Origin of the sequence: Buttiauxella cochleicola, assembly GCF_021282405.1 — a bacterium.
GTDB lineage: Bacteria > Pseudomonadota > Gammaproteobacteria > Enterobacterales > Enterobacteriaceae > Buttiauxella > Buttiauxella massiliensis.
In genome coordinates, this window is record NZ_JAJSOU010000001.1 from 151,359 (window position 1) to 169,908 (window position 18,550).

The window sequence follows — 18,550 nt, forward strand, 5'->3', positions numbered from 1 at the left end:
AATGACGGCTACCATTTCATATAACTATTCATTGCAAAAACGACTAGAGCAGCACCAACTAATAAAGGAGCAACTTCTCCATCATTTTTTACGGTTAGGTATACGTTGCATTTTAATGATTGATGTTGCAGTACTTCGTCGTCGTAATAAATCTGAGTTTTTTGATACGCTAAACGTTCAGAGTTTAATTAAAATTCCTGTGGCACCACAATATCTAACGGATGAATTTTTCCCTTGCTTAATTTCTCTGGATTTGTCCTTGCCGGGTGATGTTCAAATTTTTGATGAGAGTATTAGCCAGGCTCTGAGTGAAATAGAACCGCAGAAAATTAAAAATGGAAGTGGAAGGTTAATTAGCGGCTGGTTAGCAAGTAACGCCTCGGCAGAGGAAACGGCGCTTCACATCGGAAAAAGTGCACTGCAAAGCAATAACGAAAAAGATATTTTACTCCGTTATTATGATCCCGCCGTAGCACTATTGCTTTGGGGCATACTGGACAGCTGGCAAAAACAGCGACTCATGGGCCCTGTGACGGGTTGGTTGACTGTTGATGGTGATGGGCAACTCATTAAGAGAACAGGGCTTGAGCAACAGACAGTTCAGATGTCGCATTCTATATCACTGAGTCCTGAATGCTGGCGGGATATAAAATTAATCACGGCCATTAATTCCATCCTCTGTGATTATCGGCAAGAGAATATAAATGAATTACGTCTGGGAGAGTTGTCAGTGTTGCAGAAAGTATTGCCTGCACTTAAACGAGCCAGCAATTATTCATTTTGGAAAAAAAGTGATCTTACTGCTTATGGAATGCACGCTCTGACGATTTCATCCGATTTTGACCTCCATCCGGATATATTACGACGCCTGAAAATTGAGTGCTCAAAACAGGATCCAAGTTATCTGGATGCGATTGCAACAGTCAGTGAAACGCTCTGGGAAAAAATCCGAACAGGTGATCATTAAAAATCACAGGCTTTTGTTGAGATAATATAAGGAATTAATTCATGGCAGATCATCATTGTGACTGCAAGTCTCAAGGGCCAGCACTATTGCCGGTAAGATATGTAGTTGCACCTGACCACCAACCAGGTTCTCTGCCCGGTTGGGCCGCTTCCGGCGCAAAAAAATACCCCGATCATGAAAAATATCATTATGCGCTAAGGGCTATGCGCCGGGGATTTTTATATATTTATTATCCATTCTTATCTAAATGGGATGCCTGGTCTATCAGCGACGATGGCAGTTTGTGGAAACAGTTTTCTCCTGACAATGCGATAAAAAAAACCGAACCGGACTGTAGGCAAGGTACTTACAACCAGGGGGGCAAAGATTTTATTACGCTAATTCCCGAGGTCATGGATAACGATATTTGGGTAGCCTTTTCACAATCTCCCTGGACGGCATCGACACTTGCACGCTATCAGAATGAAAGCGATCGCAGCAAAAGAATGCAATGCCTAAGTTCATCACAGTGGATTACGCCAACAGCGGCCCCCTGTGCAGAGGAAGCTACAGAGGAAAACATTTCAGTCATTCTGGATTATATGGCAGCCAGCAGCGGGGGACTTTCTCCCGCAGCATCACTGCCGTGGGGAACTCCAGGGGAGTTTCGGGTGAGCCATGTAACAAGTGAAGGCAACTACAGTCTTGTAACAAAAGTGCAACCACTGGAAACACTTTATCCATGGAAGAGTATGAGTGAGGGGGTTGCCAGCAGTACAGCACAACAAATGAAACAGCGAGGAGTCAAAGCTGACGGTACGAAAGTTACGCCGCTCATTTTTGCTTTACATGACACTGTAGGGATTGCCCATGAACTGACTGGCTGGACGAATGATGTTCTTGCATTACCGAAAATATTTGGTGATGAACGGGCCCTGGAATTTTCAACGCAGAGTCTGATTAATGGTGCGGAACAGATCATTTCCAAAACGGCAGAACAAAAAGTGGCGGCTCGGCTGAAGGTCACTTTTGATGAAAATCCTGTCGGGCTAGATATGGCTTATCAGATGTATTACGCCAATGAGCGGAGTAAAGGGGTTCCTGCCAACGAGATCATGAGCCGTGAGGAATACGAAAATCAGGGAAAGGAAACTCAGCAAAAAACTAGCCTGAGATTCCAGGTTGCGGACGACCTGGCGAAGTACAAACGCATGCTGAATCAGACGAAACTGGATTCGTTCATTGCTTGCGGCGAGACATTAATCGATCAGGTTGATGAAAAGGTAACAAGCCTTATCGGCTTCAGAATCAAATGGCTGCAGGATGAGGCGTTTATTGCCGCCACCCAGGATTTTTATTCTGATTACGCAGTCGATAATCTTACTTACCGTGAAATTGTCGCGTTTGCGATTTCTGGGATAAACATTGTGAACGCGGGAAAATCTTTGCTGGATGAGTGGATAAATGCTTACACCACTTCCAGTGAAAAAAATCTTGTCTGGCGAACGCATTTTTACAATAACCCGGAACTGATGGCAGAGGGGGAGTCATTATTGGGGCAATGCCGCCAGTGTACGTCTGACCCAATGAGCCAGAGCGGCCTGCTTTATTTCTTCGAAACCAACGGCGCCAAGCTCAATAAGATCTTTAAAGGTTTCGAGAAAGCGACGGCCGCGCTTGCGAAACCCCCAAAGCCAGATGCGTTGCTATCAACGCGTTTGCTCTATACCGTCGATCAGTATATGGCCACGGTTGGAGAGCGGGTTTTCTCTTCCACTCGCGTGGGTTTTGTTATGGACACTACAGGAGATGCGATTAACCGGACCATCTTCTCTTTGGTCTCAGGAAAATCGGTGGCGCAGACAAAAGCATTCCTCTCCACTTACTTCGGCTGGGCTACGGAACGGCGTGTTTACCTGGATGGCCTGGGTTTCTTTGGCCCTGTGCGACGTGAAATCAGTGAAAAGCTGCGGGTTGCCAGTAATAAATTTACTGAGATGGATAAAGCCTACAGCAACTATGAAATGAAGGATCGCAACCAGTATGCGGCTAAAGCCACCAGTATTAAGATCCTGGTGTTAATTTTTAATGTGGTTGAACTGTATAACCAGTTAGACCATTACAAAGGTGATGCCGTCAGTTATGCGAAAATATCCAGCGCCATTCTCGCCACCGCAGGAGGGATGGCTGATATTGCAACGCCGGCATTTGAGCATGGTGTGGCTGCAGGTAATACTCTGCATCGTTTAAAATTCATCGGGGCAGGGAGTTCATTAGTTGCTTCGGGAATATCGTTGGGGTTGGATGGTATGGCTCTTTATAAAGAATGGAATGAGCGTAATAGACTGGCATACAAAGCGCTTTATTCTGCAAAAATGCTGACTGATGTTGCGATTTTACTAAGTGCTGAAGGGAAGCTGATGAGTGCGTTAATTACCCGGTTTGGTTGGGATACAACAAGAGGATCAATGGGAGTGTGGCTTGGTAGGGCTGCTGCTCCTCAACTCATTTTTCTCGGGATTGAATGGATTGGGGTATTGTCCTCCTGGTGGTTTGCAATTGGGGTTATGGTGGCTGAATATGTTGTCACTGAATACTTTTCCCGTGACGATTTACAGATCTGGTATGAACAAGGCATTTTTGGCAATGATAATACCCTGAACAGCGACGGACTAAAGCCGGAAAAAATGACGGTTCTGATTGAAGAACGTAGAAATTCGCTAATGGCCTGTTTACAGAAAATGGCCTCTCCACCTCAGGAAGTAACGCCAGTAATGCCAAAAACAATTATGTTCTGGCCGTTTAACATCAATACCGAAACAAAAGATTACGAGGCATAACCGTTAGCAAAAAGCCTAATCAATTTGCTCAGGGAGAGATAATGACATACGAAACCATAAAATTTTCTGATACCCCCCGCCCTACCTGGAAAGAATTTAACGATAAAGAAAAGTACCCTTGCGTGGATTATCTCAAGCTCCAAAGTGAGCTGGTGATTTTAAAAGAACGTATTGCACGAATCGAATCTACCCGTGGGGAGCGGAATCTGTTGCCAGGATTACGTAAACAAGAGCAAACACTTGAGCTACAGCTTCAGGATGCTCCGCCAGATCCGATTTTACCACCTCCTGCACCGCTGATAAAAATGACTGGAAAGCTGGAAGCATTTCAGGCTCGGTTAATTCCACACTACTTTGATCCGAAGGCTTATCCACAGACTCATGACTATTTTGCCCGCCACGAAGAGCGGGTGACCAATGCTGCTGTGGTCATTGCTGCCAGTGGGCAAAGCGCCACAGCACAAGGGATGGTGCTTAACAGTGGCAGGATACGTAAACTCGCCTGGCATGTGACAGGGCAAATCAATGGTAAACGTTTTTCGGGTTGGTTAGGTTATACCTTTTGTCAGGTGGGCGAGGAGGTTGAACTGATTGTTGCGCCAGTAGGGGATAAATATCTGGTGTACGCGCTGGCTAAACCTCAGGAGCGCTCCATCAGCATGACGCCGGGTTGTTACCGTGGGAAAAGGCAGGCGCGCTGGGGAGGGACTTGGTTCTGGTTGGGAATTCTCGGGGTCGCTATTTTCTCGGTTGTACTTATTGCTGCGGCGAACGATGGCCTCAGGATGCTTATAAATCTAGATCTATATGAAATGTTAATAACCAGTTTTGGACTTGGAGGTAGTATCATTTTAGGTCCTGCTTTATACAGCGTATGGCGACGCCACCCTTTCCCGGAAGAAGACCTTGCAGAAGAAATATTTACCGTGATGGGCTGGAAGAACGTCACAGATATTAATCTGTGCAAACTAAACCGGCGGCGAAAAAGACAATGGAAACGCACGGGAAAACCGGAAAACCCCTTTAAAGACCAGACACCATTTCTCTATACCGGCTGGGGAAGGGAATTTTATTACTATTAGCAGGGACTGGCTATGTACAATACGAATTTAACGTTTTCTGATACACCCCGCCCTACCTGGAAAGAATTTAACGATAAAGAAAAGTACCCTTGCGTGGATTATCTCAAGCTCCAAAGTGAGCTGGTGATTTTAAAAGAACGTATTGCACGAATCGAATCTACCCGTGGGGAGCGGAATCTGTTGCCAGGATTACGTAAACAAGAGCAAACACTTGAGCTACAGCTTCAGGATGCTCCGCCAGATCCGATTTTACCACCTCCTGCACCGCTGATAAAAATGACTGGAAAGCTGGAAGCATTTCAGGCTCGGTTAATTCCACACTACTTTGATCCGAAGGCTTATCCACAGACTCATGACTATTTTGCCCGCCACGAAGAGCGGGTGGCCAATGCTGCTGTGGTCATTGCTGCCAGTGGGCAAAGTGCTACTGCGCAGGGAATGGTGGTTAGCAGTGACAGAATTAGTCGGCTTGCGTGGCATGTGACAGGGCAAATAAACGGTAAACGTTTTTCTGGCTGGTTGGGATATACCTTTTGTCAGGTGGGCGAAGAAGTTGAACTGATTGTCGCGCCAGTGGGAGATGAATATCTGGTGTACGCGCTGGCTAAACCTCAGGAGCGTTCCATTAGTATGACGCCCGGCTGCTACCGCGGGAAAAGACAGGCGCGCTGGGGGGGGACCTGGTTCTGGTTGGGAATTCTTGGGGTCGCTATTTTCTCAGTTGTAGTTATTGCTGTGGTGAATGATGGCCTCAGGATGCTTATTAATCTAGATCTATATGAAATGTTAATAACCAGTTTTGGACTGGGGGGGAGTATCATTTTAGGTCCTGCTTTATACAGCGTATGGCGACGCCATCCTTTCCCGGAAGAAGACCTGGCCGAAGAAATATTCACCGTAATGGGGTGGAGGAATATTACGAATATTAATCTGTGCAAACTAAACAGGCAGCGAAAAAGACAATGGAAACGTACGGGGAAACCGGAAAACCCCTTTAAGGACCAGACGCCGTTTTTATATACCGGTTGGGGAATGGATTTTTATTACTATTAGCAGGGTCTGGCCATGAATAATACGAATTTAAAATTTTCTGATGCCCCACGTCCTACCCGGACAATGTTAAAAGAAAAACACCCGGCTTATAATTTTCTGAAAACACGCAGTGAACTGGTTGCCCTGCAGGAACGTATAGCACGAATCGAATCCACTCGCGGAGAGCGCAATCTGTTGCCTGAATTACGTCTTCAGGCAAACAACCTGGAGCAGGAGCTTAAAGAGGCTCCCCCAGACCCGGTATTACCGCCCCCGGCTCCGCTGATAAAAATCACCGGCGTGCTCGAGGCTTTCAACTGGCGGCGCGTTGTACACTATTTTGACCCTTTAGCTTACCCGCAGACCCAGGAATATTTTGCCCGTCACGAAGAGCGAGTGGCCAATGCCGCTGTGGTAATGGCAGTCACGGGGGAAAGCGCTACGGCGCAGGGGATGGTGTTAAACGGTGACCGGTTGCTGACTACGTCATGGCATGTCACGGGGACAATCAACGGCAAACGCTTTTCCGGTTGGCTAGGACGCTGTTTTTGCAAGGTGGGAGAAGAGGTAGAATTAATAGCAGCCTCTGTAGGGGATGAATATCTGGTGTACGCCCTAGCTAAACCTCGGGAGCGCTCTATCAGTATGACACCAGGTTGCTATCGCGGGAAAAGACAGGCACGCTGGGGAGGGACCTGGTTCTGGTTGGGAATTCTAAGCGTTGCACTCGCCGGAGTTATAATCACCTGGCTTATTACCGATGGTTTTGTGGGATTATTCTCACAGGATCTTTATGAATCTTTACTTATCGGTATCTTTTCGGGAGGGGTATTCATGATCGGCCCGGCATTATACAGCGTATGGTGCCGTCATCCTTTCCCGGAAGAAGACCTGGCCGAAGAAATATTCACCGTGATGGGCTGGAAGAACGTAACGGATATTAATCTGCGTAAACTTAACTGGAAAAGAAAAAGACAATGGAAACGCACAGGGAAACCGGAAAATCCGTTTAAGGACCAGACGCCGTTTCTGTATACCGGCTGGGGAAGGGAGTTTTATTACTATTAATAGTGACGGACTAAAACCGAAAAAAATAACGATTTTTATTGAAGAACGCAGAAATTTTTTAATGGTCTGTTTACAGAAAATGGCCTCTCCACCTCAGGAAGTAACGCCAGTAATGCCAAAAACAATTATGTTCTGGCCGTTTAACATCAATACCGAAACAGAAGATTACGAGGCATAAACGTTAGCAAAAGGCCTAATCAATTTGCTCAGGGAGAGATAATGACATACGAAACCATAAAATTTTCTGATACCCCCCGCCCTACCTGGAAAGAATTTAACGATAAAGAAAAGTACCCTTGCGTGGATTATCTCAAGCTCCAAAGTGAGCGGGTGATTTTAAAAGAACGTATTGCACGAATCGAATCTACCCATGGGGAGCGGAATCTGTTGCCAGGATTACGTAAACAAGAGCAAATACTTGAGCTACAGCTTCAGGATGCTCCGCCAGATCCGATTTTACCGCCTCCTGCACCGCTGATAAAAATGACTGGAAAGCTGGAAGCATTTCATGCTCGGTTAATTCCACACTACTTTGATCCGAAGGCTTATCCACAGACTCATGACTATTTTGCCCTCCACGAAGAGCGGGTGGCCAATGCTGCTGTGGTCATTGCTGCCGGTGGGCAAAGCGCCACAGCACAAGGGATGGTGCTTAACAGTGACAGGATACGTAAACTCGCCTGGCATGTGACAGGGCAAATCAATGGTAAACGTTTTTCGGGTTGGTTAGGTTATACCTTTTGTCAGGTGGGCGAGGAGGTTGAACTGATTGTTGCGCCAGTAGGGGATAAATATCTGGTGTACGCTCTGGCTAAACCTCAGGAGCGCTCCATCAGCATGACGCCGGGTTGTTACCGTGGGAAAAGGCAGGCGCGCTGGGGAGGAGCCTGGTTTTGGTTGGGTATTTTGGGCGTTGCACTCGCTGGAGTTATAATCACCTGGCTTATTACCGATGGTCTTGCGGGGTTATTCTCACAGGATCTTTATGAATCTTTACTTATCGGTATTTTATCGGGAGGAGTCTTTATGATCGGCCCGGCATTATACAGCGTATGGCGACGCCATCCTTTCCCGGAGGCAGACCTGGCCGAAGAAATATTTACCGTGATGGGCTGGAAGAACGTCACCGATATTAATCTGTGCAAACTAAACCGGCAGCGAAAAAGACAGTGGAAACGCACGGGGAAACCGGAAAACCCATTTAAAGACCAGACACCATTTCTCTATACCGGCTGGGGAAGGGAATTTTATTACTATTAATTATTTACCAGGCATTGGGTCGATGTAATTATAAAGAGGTGAATGTGTTTTCCGGAATTGTAAGATTAAATGATAAACTGAGTAGTGGCGGCATTGTCACATCTGCATCCTCCACAATGATTATTGATGGCATAAAAGCCGCATTAGTTGGTGATGATGTCATATGTCCGATTGTAGGGCATGGCAAAAATAAAATTATAGAGGGTTCAAGTGAATGGGTTTCCGATGGGAAACTTGTGGCATTCCATCAATGCAAATGCCTTTGTGGATGTTATGTTATTACGAGTATTCCTGGTACAGGGATAGGTTGAATATATGTCATGGGATATACCTGCTTTAGAAAAACCTCAGAAAACACCTACACTGAAAATTAATAAATTGTTCAGTGTGTTTTTTTTATGTCTGTTGGTTGTTGTTCTTGGGTGCATGATTTATTACTACTCAAGCCATAATACAAACGCATTTTTGTTCTTATTTACCTTGAGCCTGACATTATCTATTTTATTTGGCATTGTTGCTGGATGGATTATTCTCCGTACAGGAATGTTAATGGAGAACAATGAACTCATTGAAGTAAGCAATAAAAAAGTAGAGAACATATGTAGTAAATGGGCATCTGAATTCATTCCTGTTATTGATTGTTCCTCTGTCTTTCCAGATACGATTGAAATTGATAAATTCAGTCGGGGTGTTGAGTTTAATATCATTGGTGATAAATCAATAAAGTTCTCTGAAGGAATTGATTACACCGCTGTTTTTCAAGAGCTTCTATCATCTTTACGTTATAAATTGCTGACCCTTTCTCAAGCAGAAAAAATCGAAATTAGGTTGTCAGGTACTGAGACATCCTATCTTTCTCTTTGGCGATCATTTTCTCATGCCTGGATAACTCTCGGCCTGCCCGCAGAAGCGGTAGCAGTTCCCGTTTTTCTTGTTAAAAACTTTACAAATCAAATTAATGAGTGGCTTGAGCATCCAGGAGATAAGTATCGACTGGTTGTCATTTGTAATCCTCTGGCATCTGATGATGCTCAACATGTAACAAGCGATGCTGCCTGCGCCTGGTTATTGGCACCTACTGGTACAGCAGAACAACTCCCACAAAAAGCACGTTTGTACCGGGCCATGGATACTGACAGCACCGAACTTCAGTCTGATTTATCCAACCTGCTGAAATATCAGGACGGTACTACGGGAATAGAAAAATTATGGTTTGATAAATTAACTGAAAAAAATATTGTTAATAAAGTATCTCAAATATGCAATGAAGCCTTGAAATCCGGGGAGGACTCAAACCTGTTATCACAACATTTTACGGAACTCATTTTGGGCAGGCAGGGGGACGATAGCATATGGATAACAATGGCATTAGTGCTTCTGCATGGAAAAAATAATAATGCGAGTAATTTAATTGTTTCCCAGTGTGGGGCCAAAACATTACTTGTGCAGATGAAAAATATATCACTTCATGAGGGGGCGTTGTGAGCAATAGTCGGTCAATGAGGCTGTGGGGGCTGATATTACTTGTCTGCTTCCTGGGGTTAGTCGTTGCGATGACTATTTACTTTGGCAGAAGTTATTTCAAATTGGACGGATATAAAATGCAGTTTGGTGCATGGTGTATCACTATGCTGGTAATCATGGTGGGGCTCAAATTTATCCGGTTAGGCTCCCGACAATCAGTGCTGCGATCATTGCCGTCATATCAGTTTCTTTCCTCCTTTCGGGGAAAAAATGGGCAGAAGCTCAATTCAATGTTTAACCATACATCTTCAGCAGATGAATCTAGAGTCAGAGCTAATCAAAGTCCCATGCAGATAGCCCCCCAACAAGCTTTGCGCCAGATCTACGGTCGCTTCTGGCCCCGTAAAGTCCGCATTCTGCTGTTAACCGGCAGCGCAGCCGACGTCGAACAGCTTGCTCCTAATCTGACTTCTCAATACTGGCAGGAAGACAGCGGCACCGTGCTGCTGTGGGGCGGCGACCTGGGCGCACCGGCTGACAGCGAGTGGTTGAGCGCGTTGCGTAAACTGCGCCGCCGTCCGCTGGATGGCGTGGTGTGGGTGACCTCTGCATTTGTCTGCCAGAGCGAAACTAAAAATACGCTCTCCGCCGATATGATGGACAACGTGTCGCAGGCATTTGCTACGCGTTATGAACAACTTGGCTGGCGTTTGCCGTTGTATGTCTGGTCGCTACATCCTTCTGAATCCACACAGTCCGAGCGCATTACGCAATCTGTCGGCTGTTTACTCCCTGCAAGCTGTAAACCTGAAGAGTTTAGCGTTCTGCTTGCAGGGTTGGTTCCTGAGCTAATTGAACAAGGGACACAGCAGGTCATCACCAGTTCGCAACACCTGTTTTTACTGCAGCTCGCTGACCAGGTAGCCAATAACCCTGACTCCGTGGCAGCACCGCTTGCCACTTTGCTCAATCCCTATCGCCCTTTACCATTGGCCGGAGTGATATTCAGCCCGGTGTCGATGGATGCAGAGCGCTCAGTGAAACATCACTGGGGCAAGGATAACCGTTGGGATGTACTGCTGAACTCCCTCCCATCTTTACCCGCAGCCCTCGCACCAAAGGCGTTAGGTTTTGCCTGGCGTAGAACGCTGGCAACCGCTGTTGCCGGGGTAATGGTGCTGTGGGGCGCAGGAATGGTGGTCTCATTCCTGGTTAACCGCGATGCTATCAATACCAGTGAATCACAAGTTAAACGTGCGGCAGATGTAAAGCAGCCATTGCCTTCGCGTTTACAGGCACAGCTGGATTTGCAGCAAATTCTTGGCCGGTTGCAGTACCGCCAGCAGGAAGGTGCGCCATGGTATAGCCGCTTTGGTCTGAGCCAAAATGATGCGCTGCTGGCATCACTCTGGCCGCACTATGGTGCCAGCGCTATTCCCCTGTTGCGAGACGCAAGCGCAGAGCACCTTGAAGGGCAACTCACTTTACTGGCACAGCTTCCTCCGGACGATTCACAACGCGAGAAACTGATTAAACCCGCTTACGACCAGTTAAAACTCTATCTGATGCTGGCCCACCCGGACCGAATGGATGCGGCCTGGTTCAGCAAAACGCTGCTCTCCGACTGGCCACAACGTGCTGGCGTAGTAAATGGTATCTGGCAAGGAAGCGGCCCGTCGCTACTGGCGTTTTACGCGGCAAATCTGGCTCACCATGCGGAGTGGAGTCTGGCACCGGATATGAACATGGTAAATCAAGTGCGGACGTTATTAGTGCGACAGATGGGGGCGCGCAACAGTGAATCCTCGCTCTATCAAAAAATACTGGTTCAGGTTGCCCATCAATATGCCGATTTGAGTCTGGCAGATATGACCGGCGACACCGACGCAGAACGTATTTTCACAACTGATGCGGTAGTACCCGGCATGTTCACCCGTAAAGCGTGGGATGAAGCGGTTGAACCGGCAATCGAGAAAGTGGTTACCGGCCGGCGTGAAGAGATGGACTGGGTGTTGAGTGAAAACAAAGTCTCCGTTGTCGAACAGAGTTCGCCAGAAGAGTTGCAGCAACGGTTAAAAGAGCGTTACTTCGCTGATTTCTCCGGCAGTTGGCTTGAGTTTTTAAACAGTCTGCACTGGCAACAGGCGCAGACATTATCGGATTCCATTGACCAGCTCACTCTGATGGCGGACGTACGACAGTCGCCGCTGGTTGCATTGATGAATACGCTGAGCATTCAGGGTAAAACTGGTCAGACTGGCGCTGGGTTGTCGGATTCCCTGGTGAAATCAGCCAAGAATCTATTAAACCGCGATGAGCAACCGACGATTGACCAACAAGCCGGAGCGCAGGGGCCGCTGGATGAGACCTTTGGCCCGGTCCTGGCACTTATGGATATCAACGCTCGTGGACAAGGAAGCTCGAACCTTAGCCTGCAAACTTTCCTGACTCGCGTCACCCAGGTTCGTCTCAAACTTCAACAAGTCGTTAATGCTGCTGACCCGCAAGCGATGGCGCAAACCCTGGCGCAAACGGTGTTCCAGGGCAAAGCCATTGACCTGACTGAAACCCGTGATTACGGCAGCCTGGTGGCGGCAAGCCTTGGCCAGGAATGGAGAGGATTTGGACACGCTTTGTTTGTGCAGCCGATGGACCAGGCATGGCAACAGGTGTTAACACCTGCGGCAGAGAGCCTGAATACCCAATGGCAGGCGGCGATTGTTGATGACTGGAACAGTACCTTTGGCGGCCGTTATCCGCTGAAAGACACCAGCAGTGAGGTATCACTTCCTCTGTTGGCGCGCTATCTAAATAGCGACAGTGGGCGCATCTCACGCTTCCTGCAGACTCGTCTGAACGGTGTACTGCATAAAGAAGGGCGCCGCTGGGTGCCAGACAGTATTAATGCTCAGGGGCTGACTTTCAGCCCGGCGTTCCTCAATGCAATGGACACCCTGAGTCATCTGTCTGATGTGGTGTTTGTCGATGGTGAAGCCAGCATTCGATTCGAAATACGTCCAGGTACAGCGAAGGATGTGATGCAGACTGACCTGGTTGTCGATAGCCAGAAACTCAGTTATTACAACCAGCTCCCGGCCTGGAAGCGCTTCACCTGGCCACATGATACTGAAGCATCAGGAGCAAGTCTGAGCTGGATTAGTACTCAGGCCGGTACCCGCCAGTTTGCGGATATGCCAGGCACCTGGGGGCTGATACGCCTACTCGATAAAGCCAGTGTCAGACCATATCCAGGCGTGAGTAGCAGCTTTAATATCACCTGGACTGCTCAGGACGGCAGGCCGCTGAACTACACCCTGCGTACCGAAGCTGGAGACGGTCCACTGGAGCTACTGAAGCTGCGCAACTTCGTGTTACCGACACAAATATTCAGCGTCAACGCTGCAACCAGTTCCATCACCGAAGGTGAAAACTGATGTCCACACTGCACACCTTACTGAACGCCTGTCATTCTGATGGGGTGAACCTAACGCAGCAGGCACAACAACAACTCCTGTTGTGGGATAAGTGGTTAGCTCCCATTTCAGCGAGCTCCCCGACCGGGGATGATCCTGGCTATGACGACGATTTCCAGCAGATGCGTGAAGAGGTTAACAAACTTTCTGGCGCCAACACTGAACTGGTCTGTGGGCTGGCTGAAAAACTGCTGACGACCACCTGCAAAGATGTGCGCGTCGCGACGTACTACATCTGGGCAAGGTTGCATACTGATGGTGAAGCCGGGCTGGCTGATGGTCTGGCCCTGCTGGCCGGGCTAATCCAGCGTTTTGGCGATGCTTTGCATCCACTGCGTGCTAACAGCCGCAAACTGGCACTGGAATGGATGGCAGGCAGCCGGGTATTGGATAGTTTGTCTCTGTATCCGGAAGTCGCAAAAACAGACTTTGAACGCATCGCCGGGGCGCTGTCATTAGTGGAAGAGGGTGTTGCGAAGTGGGATGACGCCTCCCGCCCGCAATTCAGCGGCCTCTATGCCGCACTGGAAAACCGCCTGGCACAGTCTGGCGGTGTCGATGCGGTTATCCCACAAAACAGCAGCACGGCGGCAAGTCACTACGCATCCTCATCATCAGATGCGCTGGCATTGAAACCTGTTGTTTCAGGGCGGGATTTACTCGACCAGGCAAAACTGCTGGCGAAATATTTGCGCGACCAGCCAGACGGTTGGCTTTCAGGCCATCATCTGATGAAAAGTCTTCGCCTGGATACCCTCCATGAACTCCCACCTCTGGCAGCGGATGGTCGCACCCGACTGGCACCGCCTAAACCCGAAAACCGTGCGCTACTGAAACGTTTGTATCTGCAACAAAGCTGGTTGGAATTGTTGGAGCAAGCCGACAGCCTGTTTGGCCAGGGGGTGAATCACCTGTGGCTGGATCTGCAGTGGTATACCCATCAGGCGCTGTCAAAAGCGGGTGCACCTTACGAAGGCTGGGCGGAAATCATTAAGCAGGATTTGAATGGCCTGCTGACCCGCCTGCCAGGTCTGGAAGGGCTGGCGTTTAACGACGGCACGCCGTTTGCCGACGAAGTGACGATGAACTGGATAACTCAGCACGTCACGGCTTCGTCCGGCTGGGGTAACGAACCCGCCGCCTCTGCCAGCGCAGCGGGCGATGACGATATCCTGCAACTTGAACCGGAAGCCCTGGCCCAGGCGGACAGCGAAGGCGTTGAAGCCGCACTGAACTGGTTACAGAACCGCCCTGGCACCCGCACGCCACGCCACCAATGGCTGCTGCGCCTGTTAATGGCCCGCGTCGCCGAGCAGTACGGCAAAAACGAAATGGCGCTGCATCTGCTGGGTGAACTGGACGGCAACGCCACGCAGCTAACCCTCACGCAGTGGGAGCCGGAACTGTTGTTCGAAGTGAAAGCCCGTCGCCTGAAGCTGCTGCGCATGAAAGCAGGGCGAGCGGATTCCGATAAAGCGCGGCTAAATAATGAAATGGAACAGTTGCTCGCCGGGCTAATTACTATCGACCCGGCACGTGCTGCGGTGTTGTGTGGTTAATCAATAATCCTTCCTGACCAAAAAGAAAACCATGAAAGACCTAACCCTGCGTTATTACGATGCCGAAATGCGTTATCTTCGCGATGCGGCAAAAGAATTTGCACAAACTCACCCTGATAGGGCTGCGATGCTCGACCTCGATAAGCCGGGTATTCCCGACCCTTATGTTGAGCGCCTGTTCGAAGGTTTCGCCTTCTCGATGGGGCGACTGCGCGAAAAAATTGATGACGACCTTCCGGAACTAACCGAAGGGCTGGTGAGCATGTTGTGGCCGCATTATCTGCGTACCATTCCATCGCTTGCGATTGTGGCGCTCACGCCAGATGTTCCGGCGATGAAAATAGCCGAAACGGTACCTGTTGGTATGGAAGTTTATTCTCGCCCCGTTGGACCAAAGAAAACCGTCTGCCAGTACCGCACCACGCGCAATATGGTGTTGAACCCGCTTGAAGTTTCAAAAGTGGTGATGACAACAGAGCCTGATGGTCGATCTTTGTTACGCCTGCGTCTCGCATGCAGCACGCAGGCGGACTGGGCACAGGTGGATTTGAAGCGTCTGTGTTTTTATCTGTCGGGTGAAGCGGTGGTAAGTAGCGCGTTACATCTGGCGCTAACTCGTCGGCAGGCGGCGTTTTATTTGCGCCTGCCTAATCAGACAGATCGCATAAAAGTGGATGGCTGGTTCTCACCCGGCGGGTTTGCCGATGAAGACTTACTGTGGCCAAAAGGGGAAAGCGCATTCAGTGGATATCAATTACTGCTGGAGTATTTCACCTTCCGCGAGAAGTTTATGTTTGTGCATCTCAATGGTCTGGAAACCGTGACATTGCCTGCCGGAATCACGCATCTGGATATCGAAGTGGTGCTAAACAGTCAGTGGCCGAGCGATTTACCGGTGACGGATGATGCCCTGATGCTGCACTGCGTGCCGGTGGTTAACCTGTTCTCACTTGAAGCGGACCCGTTGATTATCAACGGTCTGGAAAATGAATACCTGTTGCGTCCACGCCGCCTGCAAGACGGGCATACTGAGATTTACTCCGTGGATTCCGTAACCGGTTCAAACCGAACATCGGACGCAACTTATGTCCCGTTTACCAGTTTCCGCCATCGGGGAGGAATGCAGCGCCGCCATGCACCGGAGCGTTACTTCCATACTCGTGTGAGGCGAGGTGTTACCGGGTTGCATGACACATGGCTTATTCTTGGCGGTGAGATGTGGGAAGCAGATAAACTGATTTCCCGCGAACCTGTCTCGCTAAAAATCACCGGCACCAATGGCCAGTTACCGCGTAAAGCACTTCAGAGCACATTGCTTGATCGTTGCGAGGTCGTACTGCAAACACCGCTGAAAGTTCGCAATCTCTGCAAACCAACTTTGCCGTCGTATCCTCCCGCTGAAGACAGTTTCCAGTGGCGTGTGCTGAGTCATCTGGGTTCGAGTTATCTGAACCTGATGAGCAGCGCTGAGGTGTTGCGTGGCACGTTAGAGTTGTACAACTGGCAGGGCGATGAACTCAATAACCGCCGTCTGGACGCCATTCTTGAAGTGCAGCATCACCAGATTCAGCGTTTTGAAAAAGGTTTCTTGCTACGCGGTCTTGATATCGAAGTGACGCTGGATAGCAATGGCTTTACAGGTGAGGGTGATATCCACCTGTTTGGTGAAATGCTCAACCGCTTCCTTGCACTGTATGCCGATATTCACCTGTTTAATCAACTCACCCTTATTGTCCAGCCTGCCGGGAAATGTATCCGATGGAACGAGAATCACAACCAGCGTCTGCCCGGTTAATCGCACAGCTCCAGGATAAACTGCCGTATACCCAGTTTTATCGTTTTTGCCAGCTACTGGAGCGCAGTCAGCCCGAAGCGCCAGCCCTGGGAAGCCACTGGGAGGTTAAACACGACCCGGTGCGTTTTCGTCCTCATCCGGGCATGGGGTTTCCGGCCAGTGAATTTAAACGAGTGGAAATACCGGAACAAGCGCATCTACCGCCTACTATCCGCACCACTTTTATGGGGCTGTATGGTGTGGAGTCACCGCTGCCTACTGCCTATATCGACGATATTACTCAGCGCCGCGATGGGCATGAGGCGGTCAGCGATTTTCTGGATATTTTTAACCACCGGTTAATCACCCAACACTACCGCATCTGGCGTAAATACTCTTATCCGGCCACCTTCGCACCTGGTGGTACGGACAAGACATCCCGCTATCTGCTGAGTTTGTGCGGCCTGGGAATTAAAGGCTGCGCGCAGAATATCGCCACGCCTGTTTCTCGTTTTCTTGCGCTGACCGGCATGATGCGTTTGCCGACCCGGACCAGCGAAGGGATTATCGCGCTTGTCCAATTGTTAGCTCCGGATACCAAAGCGCGTGTAATTGCACATGATCGCTGCCGTATTCCGCTGCGTAAGCAGCTTGCAATGAGTGCGCGTAATCCTGTCAGTATGAGCAACAGCCCGGTTATGGGCAGCCACGCGCTTGATGTGAATAGCCAGGTACTACTGAGACTGCAGACAAACAATGCCGATGAAGCCCATGAATGGCTGCCTGGCGGGCAACTGTACACAGATTTGCAGGCATTGTTGCAGGTCTATCTTGGCTCGCGGCTGAATGTGCGTTTTCAGCTTTCGGTGCTGCGAAGTTTGCTGCCGGATGCACAGCTCTCCTGCCAGCCACAGCTCAGTGGCGTGCTGCTCGGCAGAACTGCGGTGATGCGTGCGCGTGACATTACAACAAATCATAAAGATGAACTGATCACTATTAACCTGGGTCGCTATCTGCGCGTTCAGGAAAATCTTAACCGGAGGGATACCGATGAGCATGGCGATTATCGCTGGTAAAAAATATGGCGTGTTACTTCCGCTGGCAATAGTTGCCACCTTGAGCGGCTGCGGCCTGACTCAGAAAGTGAGCGATAGCACTGTGGCAATGACGAAATCCATTTTTTATAAGCAGGTAAAAATGCTGCATCTGGATATCACAGCGCGTGACGCGATCAACAACAACGCAGGTGGCGCACCGTTGGCCATGGTGGTGCGTATCTATCAGTTAAAAGACCGCAAGGTTTTTGATGGTACGGATTATCCGTCGCTATTTGCTGACGACAGCCAGGCGATTAAGGCTGATTTAATCACCGAGAAGGATATACGTATTCGCCCAGGAGCGGCTGTAACTATTGATGTGCCGTTGGATGAGAAAGCTCACTTTGTAGCTGTGGCGGGGATGTTCATGTCTCCAGATTTTACCAACGACACATGGCGTGTGGTATTGAGCCGTGATGACCTGGACCCGGACAATGCGCGCCAGATTGAGCTGAATAACCAGGGCATGACGCTGACTGCGTTGAAGGATAAATAATATGGCGCAGCCTTCGCTTTATGAAATGCTCACGGGGAACTTCACCGGTGGTCTTGAGCTCCATCAGGTCAGCGAGCAAAACCAGGTCATTCTCTCGGTGCTCGACAATATGCAGCGCATTCTCAATGCCCGCCAGGGGACATTAAGCCACTTGCCGGATTATGGCCTGCCAGATATGAGCAAAATTCTGCAGGGTTTACCGGGGACTGCGCACCAGTTGATGAACACGATTTCCAGCGTGCTGTTGAAATACGAGCCACGTCTAAAAAGCCTGACGATTACGCTGCTTGAGCAAAAAATGCCGGGTGAACTTGCTTATGCGATTGATGCTGAGTTGAAAGGTATTGGTCTGGTGCGCTATGGCACTGATTTTATGCCGGAAGGGCGGGTGCTTATCCGCCATCTTAAACAGCAGAACTACCTTGATACCACTACCCGGATGTAGTGGGTTCGTTCTCT

14 protein-coding genes are annotated in these 18,550 nt (G+C 49.1%); all 14 read left to right on the top strand.

The window, feature by feature from the left end; all coding sequences use genetic code 11:
* Nucleotide 1: 1 nt before the first annotated feature.
* The 14 genes from LVQ79_RS00670 to tssE all read left to right on the top strand — a co-directional run bounded on the left by LVQ79_RS00670 (nucleotide 2) and on the right by tssE (nucleotide 18,536).
* Nucleotides 2-967 carry a DUF4123 domain-containing protein gene (locus LVQ79_RS00670; RefSeq protein ID WP_232863529.1) on the top strand — a complete coding sequence of 322 codons (966 nt, stop codon included), beginning with the start codon at nucleotides 2-4 and terminating at the stop codon, nucleotides 965-967.
* 41 nt (nucleotides 968-1,008) lie between these two features.
* Complete coding sequence (locus LVQ79_RS00675) at nucleotides 1,009-3,786, top strand: T6SS effector BTH_I2691 family protein (RefSeq protein ID WP_232863530.1); 2,778 nt, start codon at nucleotides 1,009-1,011, stop codon at nucleotides 3,784-3,786.
* A 41-nt stretch (nucleotides 3,787-3,827) separates the two neighbouring features.
* The gene (locus LVQ79_RS00680) at nucleotides 3,828-4,868 is read left to right on the top strand and encodes a putative type VI secretion system effector (RefSeq protein ID WP_232863531.1); all 1,041 of its coding nucleotides are present in this window, start codon (nucleotides 3,828-3,830) and stop codon (nucleotides 4,866-4,868) included.
* Between the two features lie 12 nt (nucleotides 4,869-4,880).
* Nucleotides 4,881-5,921 carry a putative type VI secretion system effector gene (locus tag LVQ79_RS00685; protein ID WP_232863532.1) on the top strand — a complete coding sequence of 347 codons (1,041 nt, stop codon included), beginning with the start codon at nucleotides 4,881-4,883 and terminating at the stop codon, nucleotides 5,919-5,921.
* A 12-nt stretch (nucleotides 5,922-5,933) separates the two neighbouring features.
* Entirely contained in the window at nucleotides 5,934-6,968 is a 1,035-nt protein-coding gene (locus tag LVQ79_RS00690) for a putative type VI secretion system effector (RefSeq protein WP_232863533.1), read from the top strand.
* Between the two features lie 219 nt (nucleotides 6,969-7,187).
* Complete coding sequence (locus tag LVQ79_RS00695) at nucleotides 7,188-8,228, top strand: putative type VI secretion system effector (protein WP_232863534.1); 1,041 nt, start codon at nucleotides 7,188-7,190, stop codon at nucleotides 8,226-8,228.
* 44 nt (nucleotides 8,229-8,272) lie between these two features.
* Nucleotides 8,273-8,539 carry a PAAR domain-containing protein gene (locus LVQ79_RS00700; protein WP_232863535.1) on the top strand — a complete coding sequence of 89 codons (267 nt, stop codon included), beginning with the start codon at nucleotides 8,273-8,275 and terminating at the stop codon, nucleotides 8,537-8,539.
* A gap of 4 nt (nucleotides 8,540-8,543) precedes the next feature.
* Complete coding sequence (locus LVQ79_RS00705) at nucleotides 8,544-9,713, top strand: KPHS_23130 family T6SS system protein (RefSeq protein ID WP_232863536.1); 1,170 nt, start codon at nucleotides 8,544-8,546, stop codon at nucleotides 9,711-9,713.
* 326 nt (nucleotides 9,714-10,039) lie between these two features.
* Nucleotides 10,040-13,126, top strand: coding sequence for an ImcF-related family protein (locus LVQ79_RS00710; RefSeq protein WP_370639814.1), 3,087 nt, complete (start codon nucleotides 10,040-10,042; stop codon nucleotides 13,124-13,126).
* Complete coding sequence (tssA, locus tag LVQ79_RS00715; RefSeq protein ID WP_232863537.1) at nucleotides 13,126-14,724, top strand: type VI secretion system protein TssA; 1,599 nt, start codon at nucleotides 13,126-13,128, stop codon at nucleotides 14,722-14,724. The genes LVQ79_RS00710 and tssA overlap by 1 nt, the downstream gene beginning before the upstream one ends.
* Before the next feature lie 31 nt (nucleotides 14,725-14,755).
* The gene (tssF, locus tag LVQ79_RS00720) at nucleotides 14,756-16,519 is read left to right on the top strand and encodes a type VI secretion system baseplate subunit TssF (RefSeq protein ID WP_232863538.1); all 1,764 of its coding nucleotides are present in this window, start codon (nucleotides 14,756-14,758) and stop codon (nucleotides 16,517-16,519) included.
* Nucleotides 16,474-17,574 (top strand): type VI secretion system baseplate subunit TssG, encoded by a 1,101-nt coding sequence (tssG, locus tag LVQ79_RS00725; protein ID WP_232863539.1) that lies wholly within the window; start codon nucleotides 16,474-16,476, stop codon nucleotides 17,572-17,574. The genes tssF and tssG overlap by 46 nt, the downstream gene beginning before the upstream one ends.
* Complete coding sequence (tssJ, locus tag LVQ79_RS00730; protein WP_232863753.1) at nucleotides 17,555-18,091, top strand: type VI secretion system lipoprotein TssJ; 537 nt, start codon at nucleotides 17,555-17,557, stop codon at nucleotides 18,089-18,091. The genes tssG and tssJ overlap by 20 nt, the downstream gene beginning before the upstream one ends.
* Before the next feature lies 1 nt (nucleotide 18,092).
* Nucleotides 18,093-18,536 carry a type VI secretion system baseplate subunit TssE gene (tssE, locus tag LVQ79_RS00735; protein WP_232863540.1) on the top strand — a complete coding sequence of 148 codons (444 nt, stop codon included), beginning with the start codon at nucleotides 18,093-18,095 and terminating at the stop codon, nucleotides 18,534-18,536.
* Nucleotides 18,537-18,550: the final 14 nt, after the last annotated feature.

Bases quoted from the DNA above. Each gene is read 5' to 3' on its own strand.
- LVQ79_RS00670 (WP_232863529.1), top strand. From the start codon at position 2: ATGACGGCTACCATTTCATATAACTATTCATTGCAAAAACGACTAGAG.
- LVQ79_RS00675 (WP_232863530.1), top strand. From the start codon at position 1,009: ATGGCAGATCATCATTGTGACTGCAAGTCTCAAGGGCCAGCACTATTG.
- LVQ79_RS00680 (WP_232863531.1), top strand. From the start codon at position 3,828: ATGACATACGAAACCATAAAATTTTCTGATACCCCCCGCCCTACCTGG.
- LVQ79_RS00685 (WP_232863532.1), top strand. From the start codon at position 4,881: ATGTACAATACGAATTTAACGTTTTCTGATACACCCCGCCCTACCTGG.
- LVQ79_RS00690 (WP_232863533.1), top strand. From the start codon at position 5,934: ATGAATAATACGAATTTAAAATTTTCTGATGCCCCACGTCCTACCCGG.
- LVQ79_RS00695 (WP_232863534.1), top strand. From the start codon at position 7,188: ATGACATACGAAACCATAAAATTTTCTGATACCCCCCGCCCTACCTGG.
- LVQ79_RS00705 (WP_232863536.1), top strand. From the start codon at position 8,544: ATGTCATGGGATATACCTGCTTTAGAAAAACCTCAGAAAACACCTACA.
- LVQ79_RS00710 (WP_370639814.1), top strand. From the start codon at position 10,040: ATGCAGATAGCCCCCCAACAAGCTTTGCGCCAGATCTACGGTCGCTTC.
- tssA (WP_232863537.1), top strand. From the start codon at position 13,126: ATGTCCACACTGCACACCTTACTGAACGCCTGTCATTCTGATGGGGTG.
- tssF (WP_232863538.1), top strand. From the start codon at position 14,756: ATGAAAGACCTAACCCTGCGTTATTACGATGCCGAAATGCGTTATCTT.
- tssG (WP_232863539.1), top strand. From the start codon at position 16,474: ATGTATCCGATGGAACGAGAATCACAACCAGCGTCTGCCCGGTTAATC.
- tssJ (WP_232863753.1), top strand. From the start codon at position 17,555: ATGGCGATTATCGCTGGTAAAAAATATGGCGTGTTACTTCCGCTGGCA.
- tssE (WP_232863540.1), top strand. From the start codon at position 18,093: ATGGCGCAGCCTTCGCTTTATGAAATGCTCACGGGGAACTTCACCGGT.